This window comes from Mycobacterium sp. NTMscope_Eco_3, from assembly GCF_976985685.1.
The window spans coordinates 1,385,433-1,406,812 of sequence record NZ_CDRJYZ010000001.1; the positions used below are offsets into that span (position 1 = coordinate 1,385,433).

At 65.0% G+C, this 21,380-nt stretch carries 16 protein-coding genes, 1 pseudogene and 1 other annotated feature; of the genes and pseudogenes, 5 read left to right on the forward strand and 12 right to left on the reverse strand.

Annotation, left to right across the window (positions count from 1 at the left end; translation table 11 throughout):
* The first annotated feature begins 63 nt into the window (after positions 1-63).
* Positions 64-1,260: a sensor histidine kinase gene (locus AC0KTM_RS06445; RefSeq protein ID WP_472415204.1), complete on the forward strand. Its 1,197-nt coding sequence runs from the start codon at positions 64-66 to the stop codon at positions 1,258-1,260.
* 984 nt (positions 1,261-2,244) lie between these two features.
* On the opposite strand, the gene AC0KTM_RS06450 is transcribed toward AC0KTM_RS06445, so the two are convergent.
* The 12 genes from AC0KTM_RS06450 to AC0KTM_RS06505 all read right to left on the reverse strand — a co-directional run bounded on the left by AC0KTM_RS06450 (position 2,245) and on the right by AC0KTM_RS06505 (position 17,329).
* Entirely contained in the window at positions 2,245-3,648 is a 1,404-nt protein-coding gene (locus AC0KTM_RS06450; RefSeq protein WP_472415206.1) for an NADH-quinone oxidoreductase subunit N, read from the reverse strand.
* An 18-nt stretch (positions 3,649-3,666) separates the two neighbouring features.
* On the reverse strand, positions 3,667-5,157 hold the full coding sequence (locus AC0KTM_RS06455) for a complex I subunit 4 family protein (protein WP_472415208.1): 1,491 nt from the start codon (positions 5,155-5,157) through the stop codon (positions 3,667-3,669).
* Positions 5,158-5,159: 2 nt separating this feature from the next.
* Complete coding sequence (locus AC0KTM_RS06460; protein WP_472417385.1) at positions 5,160-6,965, reverse strand: proton-conducting transporter transmembrane domain-containing protein; 1,806 nt, start codon at positions 6,963-6,965, stop codon at positions 5,160-5,162.
* Between the two features lie 44 nt (positions 6,966-7,009).
* On the reverse strand, positions 7,010-7,312 hold the full coding sequence (locus AC0KTM_RS06465; RefSeq protein WP_023870214.1) for an NADH-quinone oxidoreductase subunit NuoK: 303 nt from the start codon (positions 7,310-7,312) through the stop codon (positions 7,010-7,012).
* A complete protein-coding gene (locus AC0KTM_RS06470) occupies positions 7,309-7,872 on the reverse strand; it encodes an NADH-quinone oxidoreductase subunit J (protein WP_472415210.1) in 564 nt (187 codons plus the stop codon). Before AC0KTM_RS06470 ends, AC0KTM_RS06465 begins: the two co-directional genes overlap by 4 nt.
* 3 nt (positions 7,873-7,875) lie before the next feature.
* Complete coding sequence (locus AC0KTM_RS06475) at positions 7,876-8,814, reverse strand: complex I subunit 1 family protein (protein ID WP_225329934.1); 939 nt, start codon at positions 8,812-8,814, stop codon at positions 7,876-7,878.
* Positions 8,807-9,952, reverse strand: a complete 1,146-nt coding sequence (locus AC0KTM_RS06480) for a hypothetical protein (RefSeq protein ID WP_472415212.1) — start codon at positions 9,950-9,952, stop codon at positions 8,807-8,809. Before AC0KTM_RS06480 ends, AC0KTM_RS06475 begins: the two co-directional genes overlap by 8 nt.
* Before the next feature lie 161 nt (positions 9,953-10,113).
* Positions 10,114-10,458, reverse strand: coding sequence for an NADH-quinone oxidoreductase subunit A (locus AC0KTM_RS06485; protein ID WP_225329945.1), 345 nt, complete (start codon positions 10,456-10,458; stop codon positions 10,114-10,116).
* A gap of 468 nt (positions 10,459-10,926) precedes the next feature.
* Entirely contained in the window at positions 10,927-11,391 is a 465-nt protein-coding gene (locus AC0KTM_RS06490) for a nitroreductase/quinone reductase family protein (protein ID WP_374109753.1), read from the reverse strand.
* Positions 11,388-14,795, reverse strand: coding sequence for an AAA family ATPase (locus AC0KTM_RS06495; protein WP_472415214.1), 3,408 nt, complete (start codon positions 14,793-14,795; stop codon positions 11,388-11,390). The genes AC0KTM_RS06490 and AC0KTM_RS06495 overlap by 4 nt, the downstream gene beginning before the upstream one ends.
* 321 nt (positions 14,796-15,116) lie before the next feature.
* A complete protein-coding gene (locus AC0KTM_RS06500; RefSeq protein WP_472415215.1) occupies positions 15,117-16,037 on the reverse strand; it encodes a TIGR03619 family F420-dependent LLM class oxidoreductase in 921 nt (306 codons plus the stop codon).
* Positions 16,034-17,329, reverse strand: a complete 1,296-nt coding sequence (locus AC0KTM_RS06505) for an NAD-dependent epimerase/dehydratase family protein (protein ID WP_472415217.1) — start codon at positions 17,327-17,329, stop codon at positions 16,034-16,036. The genes AC0KTM_RS06500 and AC0KTM_RS06505 overlap by 4 nt, the downstream gene beginning before the upstream one ends.
* Positions 17,330-18,150: 821 nt before the next feature.
* On the opposite strand from AC0KTM_RS06505, the gene AC0KTM_RS06510 reads away from it, so the two are divergent.
* The 4 genes and pseudogenes from AC0KTM_RS06510 to AC0KTM_RS06525 all read left to right on the forward strand — a co-directional run.
* Positions 18,151-18,558 carry a nuclear transport factor 2 family protein gene (locus tag AC0KTM_RS06510; RefSeq protein WP_472415219.1) on the forward strand — a complete coding sequence of 136 codons (408 nt, stop codon included), beginning with the start codon at positions 18,151-18,153 and terminating at the stop codon, positions 18,556-18,558.
* Positions 18,559-18,786: 228 nt separating this feature from the next.
* Positions 18,787-19,866 (forward strand): cytochrome P450, encoded by a 1,080-nt coding sequence (locus AC0KTM_RS06515; protein WP_472415221.1) that lies wholly within the window; start codon positions 18,787-18,789, stop codon positions 19,864-19,866.
* Positions 19,867-19,895: 29 nt separating this feature from the next.
* A protein-coding gene (locus AC0KTM_RS06520; RefSeq protein WP_472408499.1) for an IS3 family transposase occupies positions 19,896-21,136 on the forward strand; the annotation gives its coding sequence in 2 pieces (ribosomal slippage) (positions 19,896-20,180 and positions 20,183-21,136; 1,239 coding nt in all).
* Positions 20,171-20,288: a sequence feature (AL1L pseudoknot), on the forward strand. It overlaps the preceding gene by 118 nt.
* Positions 21,137-21,144: 8 nt before the next feature.
* A pseudogene (locus AC0KTM_RS06525) lies at positions 21,145-21,342 on the forward strand (cytochrome P450); the annotation flags it as partial.
* Between the last annotated feature and the right edge of the window lie 38 nt (positions 21,343-21,380).

Consider the following 21,380-nt stretch of genomic DNA (forward strand, 5'->3'; position numbering starts at 1 on the left):
GCAATTGGGCCGCGATCGATTATCGCCCGTGACCGGCGTCGAATATTGGATGGGAATTGGCCAATGAGTGACAACACCACACCGGGTGCGAAGCCGCGCCGGTTCTTGCGTCGGCCCGGCATCGGGTTGCGCCTGCTGCTGGCCCAGACACTAGTGCTCGCCGCCGGTGCAGCCGCCACCTGGGCAATTGCCGCCGTCGTCGGACCGCCGCTTTTCCATAAGCACATGCATGGGAAGGTGCCCGTCAACTCTTTCCTGGAAATACATGCCGACCATGCCTACAGATCGGCCACCGCCGTGGCCGTCGGCGGCGCCCTTGCCATTTCCGCGTTGATGGCGCTGGCGGTCAGTTGGTATGTCAGCCGTCGGCTGCAACGGTCGGTCACCGAGGTCGCCGCCGCTGCGACCGAGGTCGCCCGCGGCCGATACGACATCCGGATTTCGCCTACCCGCCTCGACGAGGATTTCGACACCCTCGTTGACTCGTTCAACCAGATGGCGGCGCGGCTACAGACCGTCGACGCTACTCGGCGCCAGTTGTTCGGCGACCTGGCCCACGAGATCCGCACCCCCGCCTCGGTGCTGGATGCCTATATGGACGCGCTCGAAGATGGGGTGCGGTCGCTGACCCCGCAGACCACCGCGATGCTGCGCGACCAGACCCGCCGGCTAGTGCGGTTCTCCGAGGACACTGCTGCACTCGCCCAAGCCGAAGAGAGTGCCTTCTCGATGGCCTTTAGCTGGATCGACGTGCGCGAGCTGATCGATGCTGCCGTGACGGCCGCGCAGGAACGCTATCGAAGCAAACATGTCGATCTGGTCGTCACGTTACCTGCGAACCTGCCCCCGCTGCGGGGGGACTCGCAACGGCTATCTCAGGTTCTAGGCAACCTGCTTGACAACGCGCTGCGCCACACGCCGCCGGGAGGACGCGTCGAAGTCCGCGCGGCTGCGGAGGGCGATGAGTTTACGCTCTCGGTCGTCGACAGCGGTGAGGGCATCCCCGCCGAACACCTACCCCATGTGTTCGAACGGTTCTATCGAGCCGATCTCACCCACGACCGGGGCTACGGCGGAGGCGGAATCGGACTAGCCATCGTCAAGGCGCTGGTCGAGGCCCACAACGGATGCGTCGCCGCGGCCAGCGACGGCGTCGGCAAAGGCGCCGCGTTCACCGTCACCCTGCCGCTGGCTGCATCGGGTGCCGAGCGCACCCTTAAAACCGTGGTATCCGCGGGCGAAAGAGCCAGCTCTACTTAGTGTCGACGTCGATCCCGACTGGGGTGGGGCACCCGGGCGAGCAGCCGGTGGCGTCATCGCTGGCCTCCGATCAGGCTGCGGGACCGTTGGGGTTTGCCGGTGTTGTGCGCAAGAACACCGTCGAGGCGGTGGGGCCGCGCACATATGTGTACTCCCGCGCCGGGAGCCTTGCCCGGCTGTGTGCGACGATGATGGCCACTCGATGCCGTCACCGCGATGCGCCGGCCCGCCAAAACCTGGCGCAGGATCGTCCGAGGCCTATGCCAAGCGTCGGTTTTCCCTCGAAGTCGCTTGGGTACCCATTACGTATGTTTTCACTGGTGAAGCCACCCAGGCGTTTTGCTTTGGCGACGGCCGTCATGGCCGCTGGTTTGGGACTGGCCAGCGCCACCCCCGCAGCCGGTGCCCAAGCCCAGCTCGGACCCTTGCCGGCTTACCCCTGCTATGGGTATTGGAACCCTGGCTGCGACGACCCCGGACCCGGCCACGGTGACTATGGCCACGGTGACGATGGCCACGGAGGCTATGACCACGGAGGTCCAGGGGGACATGGTGGTGGTGGCGGCCACGACGGCGGCGGCGGCGGCGGACATGGTGGCGGCGGACACTAACGCCGCAGTCACTGTGTCAGAGGTTCCGAACGCCGGAAAGCGCCATGCTGCGCGAATCGGCTCTGACATCTTCCGGAGCCGGTGTATTAGGCCGACGCGGATTCGTATGAGTCGGCCGGGTCGCCGTGGGCCGGATGTCCGCGGCGTTGAGGCACAGTTGAATTGTCTGCGTGGCCCAGACCTCAACGGGCGCGGGCTCTATGGTGCCGGCTTGGCAGCTTCACCTTGGCGAGCTTGTTGTAGAGGGTCGCAGCTCCTAGCACCGACATGTGCCCGGTGGTGGATCGGGGTGCTGTGCGAATAGTCGCAAGCGGAAGATGGCCGTTGGTTGCCGACTGGTCAGCAAGCCGACGGTCCTAATCTGAGAGCGCGGCTACATCAGCGATCTGGGGAGCATTTCCCAGACGGCACCGGCTGCGATTCCGAGCCCCAGACTCAGGGCCGCCGCCACAACTGCGGTGCGTGCGGACCATTTCTCCGCCGTGACGACGCTGTCCCTCATCCCTTCGGCGGGCCGCTGGAACGACGGGATGATCCAGCGCAGATAGTAGAAGAGACTAATCAGGGAGTTGACAAAGACAACCACGGCGAGCCATGCCTGGCTACCGTCCCACGCCGCCGTCGCCGTGGTGAGCTTGCCGATGAAGACCGCCGTCGGCGGAGTTCCGACCAGGCCGAGCAGCGCGACCACCAGCGCACCGGCCAGCCAGGGCCGAACGTAAGCCAGACCCCGGTAGGAGTCGAGCTGGCGTCGGTCCGGCAGCGCCGTGCTCACCGCGAATGCCGCGCTGTTGGTGAGCGTGTAGCCGGCGAGATAGAACAGCAGCGAGGGGAGCGCGAGCCCGGTGCGTCCGGCGACGGCGATCGGAACCAGCAGGTAGCCGACCTGGCTGATCGTCGACCAGCCCAGCAGTCGCCGCGGATCGTGTTGCCAGTACGCGGCGAGGTTGCCCAACGTCATGCTGGCGACGGCGATCACGGCGACCAGCAACGGCCAGGCAGTCTTTCCGGGCAGCACATCGACCAGGCGGTAGAGCGCGAGCAGCGCCCCGACCTTCGGCACGGTGGTCAAGAATATGGCGGCGGTCCCGTTTGCCCCTTCTGCCGCATCGGGAATCCAGAAATGCGCGGGCACACCGCCGGCTTCGAACATCAGGCCCGCGACGACACCGAGCAGTCCCGCGGCGATGGCACCTGCTGGTGCGCTGCCAAGACCGGCCGCCAGGTCGACGTAGCGGGTGGCGCCGGAAGCCCCGTAGAGCACGGTCACGCCGAGCATCAGGACGATCCCGAATAGTGCGCCGATCAGGTAGGCCTTCATCGTCGCCTCGGCGCCCTTCGCGGAGCGCACCAGCCCGATCAGCCCATAGAGCGGAATGCCGGCCAGCAGATATCCGGTTATCAGCACGAGCAGATCTTCGGCTCCGGCCAGGACCAGAACTCCGGCGGTGCAAAACAGCAGCAGTGCGTACGTTTCGCTTTCGCGGACCGAGCCGGCGATCTCACCGGCGGCCACCGCGAGCACCAACAGCGTCCCGACCATGACCACGATCCGCGCCACGCCGGTGGCGGTGTCGGCGGCGAAGGTGCCGTCAAAAGCGGTCCGATCTGGACCGGTCATCCCGACCGCAGCGATGGCGATGGCACCGCACAGCGCGGCGACGGCGACACCCCGGGTCCACCACTGCTGGCGCCGGGCCAGAAACGATCCGCTGATCAGCACCACCAGCCCGCCGCCGAACACCAGCATCTCGGGCAGCATGAGCAATGGCCGCATCCCGGTCTCCACGGCCGGCTACCGGCCCACGAGTCCGACGAGGGCGTGAGCGGCCGGCTCGATCAGGTCGAGCAACGGCCGTGGCAACACGCCTATAACGACTGATAAAGCGAGAAGCATTCCGACAGAACATGTTTCGGAATAACGGAGGTCGGCAAATCCCACCGAGTGTCCGCGCGTCTCGCCCGTGAAGATGCGCTGCAGCGCGAGCAGAAACAGCGCCGCGGTGACCAGAATGCCGGGCAGCGCGACGACGGTGATCGGTGCGGCGGCGATACTGCCGGTGAAGATCTGGAATTCGGCGATGAAGCCGGAGAAGCCCGGCAAGCCCAGGGAGGCGAATGCGCCGACGGCGAAGAGCCAAGCCAGTTTCGGGGCCGGCCCGGCGAGCCCTCCGAAGGTGTTCATGTCGTAGCTTTCCGAACGCTCGTAGAAAACCCCGGCGAGCAGAAACAGCGCACCGGTGATCAAACCGTGGCTGACCATCTGGGTGACGGCGCCCGTGATTGCAACCCCGCGAGCCTGTGCGGTGTCACCCGCGATCAGCCCGGCCGCACCGACGGCGAGCACGATGTAGCCCATATGGTTGACCGAGGTGTAGGCGACCATCCGCTTGAAGTCGTTTTGGGCCAACGCCACCAGCGCGCCGTAGAGCACCGACACCACGCCGACAACGATGATCACCCACGCCCACGCGCGCCAGGCCTGCGGCAGCATCGGCATTGCTATCCGCACGAACCCGTAGGCGCCCATCTTCAGCAGCACCCCGGCGAGCACCGCCGAGCCGACCGCGGGGGCATCGGTGTGCGCCGGCGGCAGCCAGGTATGGAACGGGACGGTGGGAGTCTTGACTGCCAGTCCCAGCAGGATCGCCGCGAGAACCAAGCCGCCGGCGACGGGGCTGCCGCCCAGAGGTGTGCTGGCGGCCAGGGTCACCATGTCGAACGTGTGCGGCTGGGCCGCGATATACAGGCCGATGAAACCGACGAGCAGCGCCAGTGAACCCAGGAAGGTGTAGAGGAAAAACTTCAGCGCCGACCGGCCGGCGTCGCCGTGACCCCAGCCGGCGATCACGAAATACATTGCCACGATGGACAAGTCGAAGAAAACGAAGAACAGGATCAGGTCGGCGGACACGAACAGACCCAGGCTCACCGTCTGCAGGAACAAAAACAGCGCGGCCAGCGGTTTAGGCCGGTCGCGGCCGCGCAGGCTGTAGAGGGCACAGGCCAGAAAGATCACCGCCGTCATGACGACCAGCGGCAACGATAGCCCGTCGACCCCTAGGTGGTAGCTGCTGTTGACCCCGGGTATCCATCGAGCCTTCTCCTCGAACGCCAATGCACCGGGCCGGGGCGTCCGATAGAGCGCCCACACCACCGCAGTCAGCGCCACATCGGCGGCTGTGACCGCAACCCAAATCCAGTTTGCCGCAGCACCGCCAAGCCGCGGCAGCGCCAGCAACACCAGGGCCGCCGCTAGCGGCAGGAAAACGATCACACTGAGCACGCTCACCTCGCTACGACCAGGACCACGACACCGAATGCCAGCACCACCACGGCAGCGAGGTAGTACTGGTGCAGCTGGCCGGTTTGCGGTCGGCGCGCCAATTCACCGAGCCGGCGCATCCAACCCGCGACCGCTTCCACCGCACCGTCGACCGCGCGAATGTCCGTGTGCGCCACACGGTGTGCTGCCCGTAGCGAGTGCGTTGCGGTTGCCTCCACGGCCCGGTCGAGCACCCGGTCGTCGAATCGCGCCAGGATACGCGCGAGGCCGAAGGTGGGCCGGACGACGAGGAGGTTTGCGGCCCGCTCCAGGCCGAGCCAGCCGCCTGCCCATCGGGGCTCGGGTACCCACCAGCGCGCCACCGCCGCGACGACGATGACCGCCAGCACCGCGGAGGCCAGTAGCTCGAGCGCCGTCGCGGGTGGGCTCGCGACGCCGCGCAGCGCCCGGGTAAGAGTTGGGCCGGCTTGCGGCAACGCCAACACTCCCGCCGCCGCGGCGCCGACCGCGAGGACGACGATAGGGGCCTGCTGGGAGGCGTTGGGGCCGAAGGCATCTCGCGTGACGCCGGGGCTGTTGTCGGTAGCTTTGGTGCGCCACAGCACGATTAGGACCTTTCCGGCATAAGCCGCCGAGAGAGCCGACGCGGCCAATCCCACGGTGTAGAGGGCGGGGGAGTAGTGCAGGGCGGCGGCCAGCACCGTGTCTTTGGTCGCCCAAAGAGAGAGCGGCGCAATCCCGGCCAGAGTTAGGGCGCCGACGGTGGCCGACCAGCCCAGCAGCCGCCACCGTCGGGCAACCCCCCATAGGCCGTCGAGCTGCTTGGTGCCCAGTACCGACAACCAGGCGCCGGCCGCGAGGAACAATCCGGCCTTGGTGAAGGCGTGGGCGATCAGCTGCGCGGCGCCGCCGCCGACGGCGCCCAGCCCCGCGGCCATCACCACGAATCCGAGCTGCGCCGCGGTCGAGGCCGCCAGCAGCTGTTTGAGATCACGCTGCGCCACCGCGACCGCGCCCAACAGCAGCGCGGTCCCTCCACCCATCCACGCCGCAGCCGGCGCGGCCCACCCCGTGGCCGCGAGAAGCGGTTGCGTCCGCAGCAGCAGGTAGGCGCCCATCGCGACCATCGCGGCCGAGTGCAGTAGCGCGCTGACCGCGCTGGGACCCTCCATGGCCCGCGACAGCCAGAATGAGAACGGCAGCTGCGCGGCCTTTCCGAGGGCCGCGACCAGTACCCCGAACGCGATGACGTGCCGCCAGCCACCGCTCGCGCCGGGCAGGTCGGCGAGCGCCAGCCCCGTGCCACCGGCAAGCGCAGCCGCCGCGGCCAGATAGAGGCCGAGGTCGGCGGTGCGGGTGGTCAGGAAGGCGGTGAGCCCGGCAGACATCCGATACTCATCGCGCCACCTGAACCCGATCAGCGCATACGACGCCGCCCCCATCACCTCCCACGCCAACAGCAGTGCCGGCAACGTCGCTGCCGTCGCCGTCACGACGACGGCGGCGGCGAACAACAGCATCAACCCGTGGAAGCGGCCCGGCGCTTCCCGGATGTCTCCGGCGGCGAACACCAACACCAGCAGCGTCACCGCCGCCACCATCGGAACTACCACCGCGGCCAGCGCATCTATCCGCAACGCGAATTCCGTGCCGGCCATGAACGCCACGGCCAGTTCCGGGCGGGCGAAGCTCACGACTATCGACAGCACCAGCATGACAGCCGCTGTGGTCACCGAGATCGCCGCAGCGTACCGCTCGAACCGGCGGCCCAGCAGTAACATCGCGCCGGCCACGGCCGGCGCGAGCATCAGCAACCACAACCAAAGCTGCGCTGGTGTGCCCCCTGCCACGGTCAACCGGACAGCTCGGAGGCCATGTCGGTCATGTCGGCCCGGTGGTCGCGGTGTAGCAGCGTCGCGACGGCGAAGCCCATCGCCATCTCCACGGTCATCGCCGCGATGATCACCAGCAGCAAAACCTGGCCGGTGGGCGCCGGCGCGAGGAACCACCAAAAGCCCGCGGCGGCAAGGATGATCGCGTTGATCATCAACTCGAGACCCATCATCACCATCACCACGACCTGCTGGGAGAGCGCACCGTAGAGTCCGACGCTGAACAACGCGGCCGCCACCAGCAGCACCGTGTCGAGGGTCATCGCCCGACACCTCCCGGCTGCGGGTCGCGGGCGGGACGGTGTTTCAAGTCATCGCCGAACCGGTCGTAACGGCTCCGCTTGGCCGCCAACACAATCGCGGCCACAATGGTGGCCACCATGATTGGGCTGATAACGGCCATCGCGAGCATCTTCGGTCCCATCAGCTCCTCCCCGAGCGCCACGGTGACATCGCGTGGTGGTGCGCCGCGCCGCGATGGCCAGTCGACCAGCAGGATCCCGGTCGCCAGCAGAACGAAGGTACCCACGGCGGCGGTGAGGGCCCGGCGCCTGTCGTGCACCATGCTCATCGGCATCAGCGCCGGGTTCATGCCCATGAACATGACCATATAGACGGCCATCACCGCCATCTCCATCACCATCATCAAGATCGTCACCACGCCGATGTAGTTCTGCGCCAGCAGCAGCACCGCGACACCCACGGCGACGAACGACACCGCCAGCGCATACGTGGCGCGCGCCATCGAGGTCACCCGGAAGACCGCCGCACCGGCGAGCACGGCGATCGCCGCGCAGGTCCAGAAGACGATATCGACGAGCATGTATCAGCTCCTCCAAGTAGCGATTATGGCCACGACCAGGTCTTGCACGAGGACGGCCGGCAGCAGGACCACCCAGCCGAGCTCCATGAACTTCTCCGGCCGAAAGACAGGAACCCGTCTACGCAGCCATACCAAAACCGTCAGCAGCGCAACGGTTTTGAGCAACACCCACAACCAAGGCGGTAGCAACGGTCCGTCGCCGCCGCCGAGGAACATCGGCACGGCGAACGCGGCACCGGACGCCAGCAGCGCGTACCGCCCGGCGTGGAACACTAGCCGGTCCACACCGGAGAGTTCCGTGGTCACGCCGCCGGCGACGTCGGCGCCAAGCGCCGGCGTGAACGGGCCCCATACCGAAAAGGCTGCTACCCCAAGACAATAGACGACAAACGCGATCGGCATCCACACGGCGAACCACAATTGCTGCTGGGCCGCGGCGACCGCGCCGACACGCAGGCTCTGGGCCGCAATGGCCGGAGCGACCAGCGCGAACATGAGCGGGAGCTCATAGCCCAAGCCGTGGGCCAGGAATCGGTAGCCGCCGATCAGCGAATGCGCCGAATTCGGACCCCAACCGGCGAGCCACACCAGCGCCCACACCATCACGTCCATCGCGTTGAACCACACGACGCCCACATCGAGATCGAACAGCGTCCACCGGCCCAGCGGCACCACGGTCACCATCAACATGGCGGCGACGATCAGACCCGTAGCGCCGACCCGCCACAGCAGCGTGTCCGCCGCGACGATGGTGCGCCGACGCTGCCGCATCAGACGCGCCACCTCCCACAGCGGGGTGGCCGCTCCGCCCGTGCGGACACCGTTGCCGCGGTCGGTCAGCACACCATCGAGGGAGGCGGCATAGAGGCCGAGTGCTCCGAGCAACCCGGCGGCGCCGAGCGCCCAGACGCCTGGCACCGTCGTAACCGTCGGGTCACCCATGAGGGATGCTCTCGTTTGCGCGCGCGGTGTCGATGCCGAGACTGGCGACTACCAGGCGGGCAGTGGCCACGTCCAGGCCGCGCACCAGGGCCGGTAGCGCATCGCTTATCTTTGTCGAGTCAAGTTCAAATAGACTGGACCTTAAGGGTTCTCGCAGGAGAGTGCGCGCTAGACCGACTCGGGTGAGTAGCCGGTCGTAGGTATCGCCGGCAAGTGCCGCGGGCAGCTCATGACGGTCGAGACTTTCAGATGTCAGCGGCGCGAGGTCACGTAACGACCAGCGCAGCAACCTGGACTTGCCGAGCATCTTGTGCAGGCTGTCAAGCAGCTCCCGCGCTCGGTCGACGTCAGAGTCGCCCAACAACAGGTCCCTCGCCTGCCGCGCTACGGCCGCCGCCCGCGGCCACCCCGACAGCTCGAGCAGATCGACGACGTGGTCGCACTGTTGGGCAGCCGCCACCAATTCGGTGTGTTCCGGCGGGGCCTTATATCCGCTTTCATGGTCGTTATCGACGATCCATGCCTCGGCCTCGGCGAGGACGTCTCCCTGCAATGAGCACCGCAATACCAATCCCGCCGGCCAGTGGGGGAGGACCGGGCCGAGACGCAAGTGCAGGACATCCATCTCGAGGCCGTCGCGGTCCTCTCCGCCTTCGGCCAAAGCAATGCCGGCAGGCGCCATCTCCATGTCGCCGTGGTCCATGCCGTGATGTCCACTGTGGTCCATGTCGCCGTGGTTCATGTCGTGGTGGTCACTGTGGTCCATGTCGCCGTGGTTCATGTCGTGGTGGTCACTGTGGTCCATGTCGCCGTGGTTCATGTCGTGGTGGTCACTGTGGTCCATCGCGCTGTGGTTCATGTCGTGGTGGTCACTGTGGTCCATGTCGCCGTGGTTCATGTCGCCGTGATCCATGCCGCCATGGGCCGTTCCGCCGTGGTGACCAGTGTGGTCCGGGTCGGGCAATTGTGCGCGATCACGGGCGTCGTCTCGTTGTTGCCCGAAATCGAGCAGCTCCGCGGCTGCGCGGTCCAGCGCTGAATCGATCGACTCCTTGTCAGTAATGTCGATGCGGACTCGGGGGCCGGGCAATTGGTCCCAGATCCTGTCGACGGCTTCGCCCAACTCGGACCCGGGCATGCCGCACACCGCTAGGACGTCGGCGTCCGCCGGGGACACCGCTGCACACCACCTACGCGCAGCAAGACCGCGCTCCACCGCTGCGCGCAGAACCCAATTCCCTGGGACCTCGACGGTCAGGACGTGGGCCCGGCGGGTAGCAGCTCGGGTTAAGGCGGCGGTCATACCCATCGCAGCGCGCCCTCCCGCCACGCCCATGCGACCGCGACGAACAACGCGGCCAGGAATAGGAACATCTCGACGATAGCGGTGGTGCCCATCTGTGTGACCACGATGGCCCATGGGTACATGAACAACATCTCGACATCGAAAGCGAGAAAGATCAGTGTCGCTGGATACCAGCGCACGTGATACCGGGACAGCGCGTGCTCCTCGGGCCGCCACCCCGACTGGAAGGGAAGCGAGGTCAACGCGTCCGCCCACACCGCCGTGAGCCGATGCATCCCATATGCCGCGGCAACGCCCGCTAGGGATACCAGCAGCGTCGAGGCCACACCGGCATACATGGGCTGCGCTCCTTTCACCGGTGCGGGCCGCTGCGTCTTGTCGACGTCCCCATATGCGCAGCGCACCCGGATAATGGTCTACCACGCTTCCACGAAGCCCCGAAACCGATCGCCGCCCTGTTACTCGGCGGCCGTGTCACCATCACGGGCGACCTCACGCAGTCTGGGCGTTGGCCCCGTAATGGTTGCGCGGCGCCAATCATCTTGCGGGCTAGTTGATTTCGGCTGGCTCCGCGACGTCCAAGGTGGGGGTCCCGCCTGTTCGAGGTGGGCTGCGGGTTGCCCTTCAGTAGAGCTCAGCGTGTGGTGGCTGCACTCTCACCACGAGGCAATCCACGACGGCACTGTCGGCGCCCACGGGAGTCGACGAACAGATGTCGAACCACGGTCAGCCACACATTTCGTCGGCCTGATCTATTGGACCGCCTTTGGTCAGGTCATCGCGCATCCGAGACCAGCCCATCTAGGTCAGCCGACGCGGGGTACTAAGCGGATAACCGGCAGTAGGCGGTCGGTCTTCTGTCGATACCGCGCGAACCGGGGCGAGGCCGCGGTGATCTGTCGCCAAGCATCTTCGCGCGTCGTGCCGCTGAGCTGCTCGGCGGTTACGGCTACCTTGCGGCCGGCGACCTCGATACGAACCTCGTCGGGATGTGCGGCGATGTTGTAGTACCACGCCGGGTTTCTTACCGCGCCGGCCGCTGAGGCCACGACGAGCCAGCTGTCATTCCCGCCGGGGAAATAGCCGACTGGAGTCCGGCGTTGCGCTCCGGTCTTGCGGCCGACTGTCGTCAGCACCAATGCGTCCATGCCACCCATGAACTTGCCGCTTCTACGGATTCGGCTTATGGCCCAGTTGTTAAACCACTGCATCGCGAGACTTGCGCGCGGTTGGCGAGAGCCGCGGGTGCCTTTCGGGTTATCGAAGCTCACGTGACCTCGTTAGTGATCGTTCGACCGAGTGCTTTTGCGGCCTTTTCTGTTTCGGCTATCAAGGCCTTCCCATCCCGCAAGTCGGCGGTGTCAAACCCCTCGGAATACCAGTCGTAAACGGCCGCCAGCACCTTCGGGCGACGCCGGTTGCCTTGCTCGTACCGGAGTCGGGTGATGCTCATTGCCGCTCGTAGCTCCCAGGACCTCGCCTGCTGACGGTGCGCAATGTTCATGGCCCGCCGAAAGCATTCTTCCGCCTCGGCGGCGTTCGCAGCGCCCTGTTCGAGTAGTAGCTGACCCTTCTGCCGAAACGCCTCGGCCTCGTAAAGGTGCTCGTCATTGTGCTTCACCCACCCAAGCGCCTCTTCTACGGCACGCAGGCCATCGTCGACATTTCCGGCTTGTCCGTAGGCCTCGCCCAGCACGGTGTAGAACCACGGTAAGACGGCCTTAGCTCCGGTTGCGTGCCGCGCATCCAACGCCTCGTGTATGTCTGCGACACCTTCTATCGCACGTCCCTGTTGTGCCTCAGCCCAGCCCCGGGGGAGCAGGCACCAGGTGCGATATGCCTCGAAGCCGTGCTCGATACATAGCGCCAACGCCTCCTCAGCGCGGGCCCGCGCAGCCTGAGGTTCTCGGAGCAACTGATACAGATGGGCGGAAAACAGAAGTGTCTGTGCCTCGCTGAAGGGATGCGCTAGTGCGCGGGCGCGTGCCAGTGTTTCGTCCATGCTGTGCACGGCTTGGTCCGGATAGCCTAGAACCCACTTGGTGAGGGCTTGGATCCAACCGCAGCAGACCCCAGAGTCCTGCCCATAGCGGACCAGGCTCGCACGATGCTGCTCAGGATTATAAATAGCCAGGCCTTCACGGCTGTGGTCTCGGGCGTCTTTCAAGGTGCCCTGCCACCACGCGGTATTGGCCAGCATCCGATGGCCCGCCGCAAGTACGAGCGGGTCTCGCTGCCGGCGCGCCAGCTCGAGGTAATCCGCGGCCAGAGCCCGTGCCGTCGGCATCTGGCCCTGCGCGATATGCGCATACCAGAGCCCCCACAGAGCAGCGAACAGTTCCGGTGTGCTGCCCCCTTGACGGGCCAGCTCACAGGCCCGGGTGTAGATGTGACCCACGGCCTGTTGGCCCTGCGTGGCGCCCAGCGCAGCGCCCAGCATGATCTGCAAGCCGAGCTCCTGTTGCGCACGTTCCGGGGTCTCAGGCATGGTGCCCAAGATGTCCAAGCCGCGCGTCACGTGGGCAATTGCCTCCAGGTTGGCGGAGCGCTGAAGTGCTCGCTGCCCCGCGGCTTGCCAGTACGGGACGGCCTTTGCGGTCAAGCCGGCTTCGCCGTAGTGGTGGGCCAGTAGTTCGGGCTCCGTTGCGACGGTCTCACGGAACCGCGATTCGAGTACTTCGGCGATGCGCAGGTGATGGCGCTGACGGGTGCTCTTCAACAGTGACTCGTAGGCTGTGTCCTGGATAAGGGCGTGTTTGAAGCGGTAGGTCGCTTGTGGCGGCAAACCCTGTTGGTAGAGAAACTCGGCTTTTACCAGCTGCTGCAGTCCCTGTTTCAATGGGCCGTCGTCCCACGAGGTGACTGCTTTCAGCAGCGGATACGTGAATTCGCGCCCCAGGGTGGCACACAGCTGGGCCAGACCCCTGACCGCTGATAAGCGGTCCAAGCGTGCCATCAGCGAGTCGTGCAGCGTGCTGGGAATCGCCAGCGGCGGTAGTCGGCTCGTCAGCGCATACCGGTCTTCTTCCTCCCGCAAGAGACCGGATTCGAGGACCATCTTGGTGAGCTCTTCAACGAACAGCGGTACGCCGTCGGTCTTGGCGACCACCTGCCGCACAACCTCCGCCGGCAATCGCTTGCCGTGCGTCACGTGGCCAATCAACACGAGCACCTCATCGGGCGGCAGGCGAGAAAGAGTCAGCTCGGTGACACTTGAGCGTGCCGGCCATGGCGGCGTGAAGTCAGGGCGGTAGGTGAGGAGAGCCATCACGGGGGCGGCGGGAAGCTCCTCGACGAGAAGGCCGAGCAGTTCCAGCGTAGTGGGATCAAACCAATGCAGGTCCTCGATGACGAATAAGACCGGTTGCTGAGCTGCTCGCTGCATCACAACATCGATCAGCGCACGCAACGTCCGTTGCTTCTGCTGTTCCGGGGAGATGTCGACCGACGTGTAGTCATCAGTCAGCGGAATGGACAGTAGGGAGGCGAACAGCGGCACGGTCTCCGCCAAGGGCCGACCGTTTTGGACCAGAAACCCTTCCAGCTTGCGCAGTTTCTGCTCCGGCGACTCCTGACGTTCGAACCGCAGCACGATGCGCTCGAGCAGGTCGATCACCGGATACAGCGCCGAGTGTTGATGGTACGGCGAACTCTGGCCTGGGATGAGCCACGCGTCGCCTTGGGCGGCAATTTCGGTGAGCGCCCGCACCAGTCGGGACTTGCCGATCCCGGCCTCGCCACTCAGCAGCACTACTTGCCCTTGCCCGTCGAGTACCTGGGTCCACCGGTCTTGCAGCAGCGCCACTTCGCGTTCGCGCCCGACGAGGGGGGTCAAACCGCCGATGCCGAGCGCTTCCAGGCGCGTGCGGGCGCTGCTCTCCGACAGCACCCGGTACACCTGCAGCGGTTGTGCGACGCCTTTGAGCGCCGGAGTTCCTAACGGTTCACAGGCAAACAGCCCTCCCAGAAGCTGATGGGTCACCGCGCTGATTACCAGCGTGTTTGGTGCGGCAACCCCTTGCAGGCGGGCGGCAATATTGGGTGTCTCGCCCAACGCCAGCTCTTCGCGGCGCGCGTCGCCCCCGAGCGCGCCCACCACGACCAGCCCGGTATGGCACCCCAAGCGAACACCGAGTGACAACCCGCGCTTGTCGACCAGACCCGTGTTGAGCTGCGCTATGGCCTCCACGATTCCCAAGCCGGCGCGAACGGCTCGGTGCGCGTCGTCCTCATGGGCTCGGGGGAAGCCGAAATAGACAAGCAGGCCATCGCCGAGAAATGCGCCGATATGCCCGTCATAGCGGGCGATCACCTTTTCGCATGTGTCTTGATAGATTTGCACCACTTCGCTGAAGTCCTCGGGGTCCAGCCGGCCGGCGAGCGGAGTGGAGTCAACGAGGTCACAGAACAGTACCGTCAGATGCCGACGTTCTGCGGATTGTGCCGAAGCACTTTCTGGCTGAGTGATTTTGGTCGTCATCCCGGGCGGACTGGCCCAGGCCAAACCGAGTCCATCCTCCGTCACGGCGTCGGAGTGTGCGTAGAGCAGCTCCTCCTTGAGCGCGTCGAGATCACCATCGTCGAGATCGAACTGGCGCTTGAGCGCGCGGTAGGAAACTCGGCCTCGACTGCAAAGTAAGTCGAAAACCTGATCAACGACCGCGTAAAAATCCATGAGAATCCCGGCTTCGCAAAATTTCTCACGCCCCGGGACCGTGCGATGGACAAACCCGTCTCACGAGTTTCAAGCCGCATGGGCGGAGGGGTGTCCCTGTCGAGTCGAAGTAGCGATCGCTTACGCGCAACCGCGTCGCGGCGAACGCAAACGCGCGACCGTACTCAGTCATCCATAACAAACGTCCTCTCGCTACTCCGACGCCCTCTTCGGATGAACCGTGGCGACCGGCACCTGGCCGAGCGGACGGTATAGGCACGATTCGTGTAGGTGTTCACTGCCCCGTTTCCATTTCTCGGCGGTGAACCGACTTGTCTTCCATTACGGCACCTTTGGTTTGATTTCCTCGATGACCCACTGCGCGTAGTCGAGGTAAGCATTGATGTCCCTGACCGGCGGGATCGGCACCCCGGTCATCGTTACTCCCAGCTCGGCGAACCAGCCGAGCTGGTCGATGATTTCCTCTGCGCTCATGCCGGGCAGTTGGGTGGGGTCGTCGATGACCACGTGTCCTTCTCCGACTCGCGAGCTGCCCAGGCCATACAGCACTTCGAACGGCCGGCCGTCGTAGGTTGGCTGGGACTTGATGAAGTCGAGCTTCGCGGGAATGTCCGCAGGGCTTGTCAGCCACGGGAACCAACCCGATGCGTATCGGGCTGCGCGCTTGAGCATCGGCTCGGCGTCCCCGCCGATCCAGATCGGCAGATGCGGCTTCTGAACCGGCTTTGGCTCGAACGCAACGTCTTTGAACGATACGTACTTGCCGTGGAATTCGGGCCAATCGCTCGTCCACAGTTCAACGATGGAGGCAAGGTATTCGTCGGCCATGCGTCCGCGCTCGCGGAAAGGCACACCGAGAATCTTGAATTCCTCTGCGTCCCAACCGACGCCGAACGTGACGGTGATACGACCGCCGCTCATCCAATCCGCCGTCGACAACGCCTTGGCCATGATGACGGGGTGCTGTAGCGGAAGCAGCGTGACGCACGAGTTGACCCGGATACGTTGCGTGGCGCCGGCTATGAACGCTTGCGCGACCGTCGAGTGAAAGTAGTGCGGTCCCGACAGCTCCACGTGTGCGTTCGGGACGATGAAGTGCTCCGGGATCGGGATCATGTCGTACCCGAGCTCCTCGGCACGTTTGGCCATGACGATCTGATCCGCACCGGTCACGTCGAGCTCGAAAGGCTGCGTCAATGCTTTGACGCGGACCGTATTTGGCATCGCAAAGGAAAACTTCATCGGGCTCCGTGCCTATCCTTAACGGACGTGACGTCGAGACCAACCAGTCGGCCCGCCTTCTTGACCGGGATGTGCCCGGCTTCGACCATCCAGCGAATCGTGTCGCCGAAAGTCGCTTCGCCCGGTCGGAAGCACAAACCCGACTTCGCCACGAAGCGGCTCGAGTCCGCGGGTGGCCACAGGGTGTTGATCGCCATCGACTCGGCGGAGATCTGCGTCTCAAACGTCACCAGCTTCTTGGCATAATCCGCGGTCGTGCCCATCGCCCGCATTAGTCTCGGCGAGACCCGTGGACTGAAGATGCGCCGCCCAAGGAGCGCTTCGAGGCGCCGACGAAGTTCTTCCCACGCATAGAAATGCCCGCCGACGATGTAGCGCGCATCCGCGAAATCGCGTGTGGGCGGATGTTCTAAGAGCCATCGGTGCGCATGAGCCAGGTCGCGCACATCGACACACTGAAAACCCGTTGTGCTACGCGGCAGCACTTGACCGACGAACGTTGCCAGCGCACGGTTGGCCGCACTGAGCTTAGGATCATCTGGCCCGACGCCGGCGATTGGATAGGTGATCTGCACCGGTACGCCCCGCTGCTGCAGCGCCCGGGCATGCTCCTCGCTGTCACGCTTGGACCGCGAGTATGGCTCGGTAGCGTCGGCGAGCGGCGTCGATTCGTCGACGCGCGGGGCCCCCAGGTGAAACAGCGCGGCGACGCTGGAGACATACAGCAGATTACCGATGCCGAGCGCGTGTCCGGCGCCAAGCACCGCCCTCGTCGCGCCGGCGTTGATGTCGTACGTTTCCCGGGCTTTGCGGGGGTCCAGCGACACCGTCGCCGCGGCGTGAAACATGGCGTCGCAGCCCGCCATCGCGTGCTGCACCGCCGCCTGGTCGGTGATGTCGACGGTGACGGAGCGCTCGATGTGCCGACAGCGAGACTCGAACCAGCGCCGCGCCCTTGGTTCGTCGCGTACCAGCAAGCGCATCTCGTGGCCCGCATCGAGCAGCGCCAGTACGGTGTGAGCGCCAACTAATCCGGTCGCGCCGGTGGCGAAGACCCTCATTCGCGACCGACCCGCACCTCCACCGCGATGATCAGCGATTTGAGCCATTCCGCCACTAACGTCACCCATGTCGTTCCGTCCGAATTGCGGCTTGCCAACAATCGTGGCCGCGCCCAGACAAGCTCGATAGGGTAGCTGGCTACTCGGTCTCTCTGTATCCACAAAAGCCTCGTGGTGGTGAGGTGGCCACGACAGCCGGTGGCACCCCTCGCATCGCGGCAGCACCCGCACTGTTGCGGATAGCGCCGCGCCTGATGCTTGGTGCAACATGTCAGCACCCAACCACTCTCGGCTGCGCAATTCCTCATCCAAATGGGTGAGGTCAGCTACCCGTTAACAAGTGACGTTTAGCCAGGGGGAGTGCTATGCAGACGCGACCGGCGAATCGAGGACCACGCGATGGTCACGTCGGTGACTTCCCGCGCCTAGAGGCGATCCATCTCACGAGCCATGCAGGAGTACTCAAGGAATGCGTAGTGCCTCGGGCAGTCGTGACGCACTGGGCGGGCATCTCGCCGCGAGGTCGCAATTGTGCGGCGAATGGACGCCAAGAGAACCGAAGCTCTTCCGGTCCAGCGGCGTATCGTCGGCCTCGCCCGCACAGCTACCGCCGTGCCGAACATGACCTCCTGCTCGGTAATCAAGGCGGGCGCAGGTGATGCGGCCTCAACGGTGGGCTCACGGTCCCGTGCACTGGCATAGGCTTCTGGTGTTGCGGTCATTTCCACGCTCCTCACGGCTCGGATTGATTGCTGATGAGGTGCCGCCCATCCATCTCGACTGGGCGGTCTTGGTGTAGGTGCGATGTTGGCGGCGCATGTGCTTCCTCCGTCACTGTCGCCGGAACAGTTCGACACTTGTGCTGGCCCACGTTCTGTTACTGGGAATAGTGGATCGCGCGGGACCAATCGACATGAGTGGTGCACTACTCACATTTCGCAGCATGGCGGCGTGGTAGCACGGATACGCGATCTCGCGCCGGGGTCTTGTCGGCTCGCCTGAGACGACGAGAATCAATTGTCTTCGTACCGGGGCACGACTGGGAGACGGCGATGGCTGACAGCCAGATGCGGGCACTCGTGGACCGCCACATGAGCGCTGAAGGTCACGGGGATATCGACGGCGCAGTGGCCGTGTACACCGACGACATCGAGCATGATGTGGTCGGATTCCCCAATAGCCCCACTCGCGGTAAGGACGGGGCCCGCGGCTTTTATGCCTACCTCACCGCCAACTTCCGCAGCGAAAGCTGGCATGTCCTGCGCCAGTACGTGGCCGGCGAGGCGATGATCCTCGAAATGCTCATGACGGGCACCGTGATCGGATCGTTGCTCGGGCTTCCGGGTAACGGGCGGCGCATCAGATTTCGGATGCTGCATGTCTTCGAGTTCCGCGACGGGCTGATTAGCCGCGAGAATGTGTGGCTTGACACGGCCGCGGTGGTTAATCAGCTAGGTTGACGCGCTGCTGCCATGGCGTTGCGCGGTGCAAAACTGGCTGGTCCCGGCATGCTCGGCGCCGAGCGAGCAGCTGTCGGCACGACTCGATCACCACAGGCAGTTCGACGTAGTCGACAGGTTAGATGAGTAGCTGACTACTTACGTGTCCTTGCGGGACCGGAGCGACGATGGCGTCGCGGCTAGCAACCGTTAATGGCCAGCCGACTCGTTCCTACCTGAGAGGCCCTTATGACCGCCGACACGATGCCTACGCCCGTTTGCCCGAACGCCTTCGACGCGGGGCTGCCCATCTTGGCCTATGAGCACCTGCATGATCCTGAGGAGGCGCATCGGCTCATCGCTCAAGCCCGCAGTCGAACACCGATCGCAATGGGTACCCACGGCCCCGAAGTCCTGAGTTACGAGCTGGTTCACGCCGTGCTGCGCGACCAACGGCTCCGCGTGCCTCACGGGATGTTCCTCGCCGCCCAAGGCATCACCTCCGGCCCGATATGGGACCGCGTCGCGACCAACCTGATCAGTCTGGACGGCGACGAACACCACCGGCTGCGCCGCCTGGTGTCAAAGGCCTTCACACCGCGAGCCACCGCACGGCTGCGCACGACCATCCGCGACGTCATCACCGAACTCGTGGACCGCCACACCGCTTACGGGCGCTGCGAGGTGGTCGCGGACATCACACGCCAATACCCGATCCCCATCATCTGTGCGCTGCTGGGCGCCCCAGCCGAGGACTGGCAATTGTTCTCCGACTGGACCGACGACATCTTCAAGGTCTTCAGCTGGAACGCCGCCGACGAAACGGCCTCGATCCTGGCCGCCTGGGAGGCGCTTGACGCCTACATCGACGACATGGTCGCCAGCCGGCGGCGTACATTGACCGACGACCTGATCTCGGAGCTGATCCGCGCGGAAGAGGACGGCGACCGTCTGGGCGCCGGCGAGCTGCGCATGCTGGTAGCGGGGCTGCTGATGGCCGGCACCGACACCACCCGCAACCAGCTCGCCGCCGCGGTGCACGTGCTGTGCGATCACTCGGAGCAGTGGGCATTGCTGGGACGGCATCCCGAGCTGGCGGCCAATGCCGTCGAGGAGATCATGCGCCATTCCCCGGTAGCGTTCGCCATGCTGCGCACCGCCATCGAGGACGTCGAACTCGCCGGCGTCACTATCCCGGCTGGCACCCTGGTCCTCGCAAACATGGCCGCAGCCAACCGGGATCCCGCCGTCTACGACGATCCCGACCGCCTCGACATCACCCGCGACGGCGCCCCGGCGATGCAGACATTTGAACTACCCCAGGTTTAGTTCCGATCCTTATAGGAGGATTGGAAGCTATGCCCCGTCAGTATTCGCCGGAGTTTCGGCAGCGTGCGTTGCGGTTGTTGGACACTGTGATGGAAGCCTCGGAAGTGTCGGAGTTCGAGGCCATAAAGTCTGTCGCCAGCAAACTCGATATTTCGGAGGAGTCGGTGCGTCGGTGGCGACGCAAGGCCCAAGTCGATGCTGGTGAACGGCCGGGCATGACCAGTTCTGAGCATGCCGAGATCCGTAAGCTCAAGCGCGAGAACGCTGAACTGCGCAGGGCTAACGAGATTTTGAAGTCAGCGTCTGCGTTTTTTGCCGCGGAGTTCGACCGCCCCGCGACGAAATGATCGCCTACATCGATGCTCATCGCGATCAGTTCGGGGTCGAGCTCATCTGCCGTGTGCTGCGGGCAGCTATCCCCGGATTCCTCACCTCGCGGGGTTATCGGGCCGCGCGGACCCGACCACCGTCGGACCGGGAGATCCGCGATGAGCAGCTGATCGCTGACCTTGAGGCGGTGCACCGGCAGAACTACTCGGTGTATGGGGTCAAGAAGATGCACGCGGCGATGACACGGCGTGGTTGGCAGCTGGGCCGTGAACAAACCCGCCGGTTGATGCGCAAGGCCGGGTTGCGCGGCGCCCAGCGGGGCAAGCCGGTGTTCACCACGATCAGCGACCCGGCCGCGATCCGGCCGGCCGATCTGGTCAACCGCCAATTCCGGGCCGCTGCACCGAACCGGCTATGGGTCGCCGACATCACGTTCGTGCGGACCTGGCAGGGGTTCTGTTACACCGCGTTCGTCACTGATGCGTGCACCAAGAAGATCGTTGGCTGGGCGGTCTCGGCCACGATGCGCACCGAAGACCTCCCGCTTCAAGCATTCAATCACGCTGTGTGGCAGTCGAATACCGATCTATCCGAGTTGGTTCATCATTCCGACCGCGGATCCCAGTACCTATCGCTGGCCTATACCGACCGGCTGGCTGAACTGGGGATCGCGCCCTCGGTCGGGTCGCGTGGCGATAGTTATGACAACGCCCTCGCTGAAGCGGTCAACGCCGCCTACAAGACCGAGCTCATCAACCGCGGCAAGCCCTGGCGGTGCATCGATGATGTCGAACTCTCGACCGCCGAATGGGTGGCCTGGTACAACCAGGAACGCCTGCACGAAGCCCTCGGCTACGTTCCACCCGCCGAGTACGAGGCCGCCCTCACCGGCACCTCACACCCTGCGAGCCAGCCGACCCCGGCCCTCGCAACCGAGTAGGAACTAAACCTGGGGTAGTTCAATTTGGCGCGGGCATGCACTACTGCCTCGGTTCCCACCTCGCCCGCCTCGAGCTCGCCGAAGCCCTCACCGTCATGACACAACGCATGCACAACGCGCGCCGCACCGGACCGGCCCCGTGGAAGCCGCTAACTGCGCTCAGCGGGCCGACCACCCTACCCATCGAATTCGACACCGCAGATTAAGCATTGGCGAGCGCGGCGAATGGACCCAACCAGCGGCG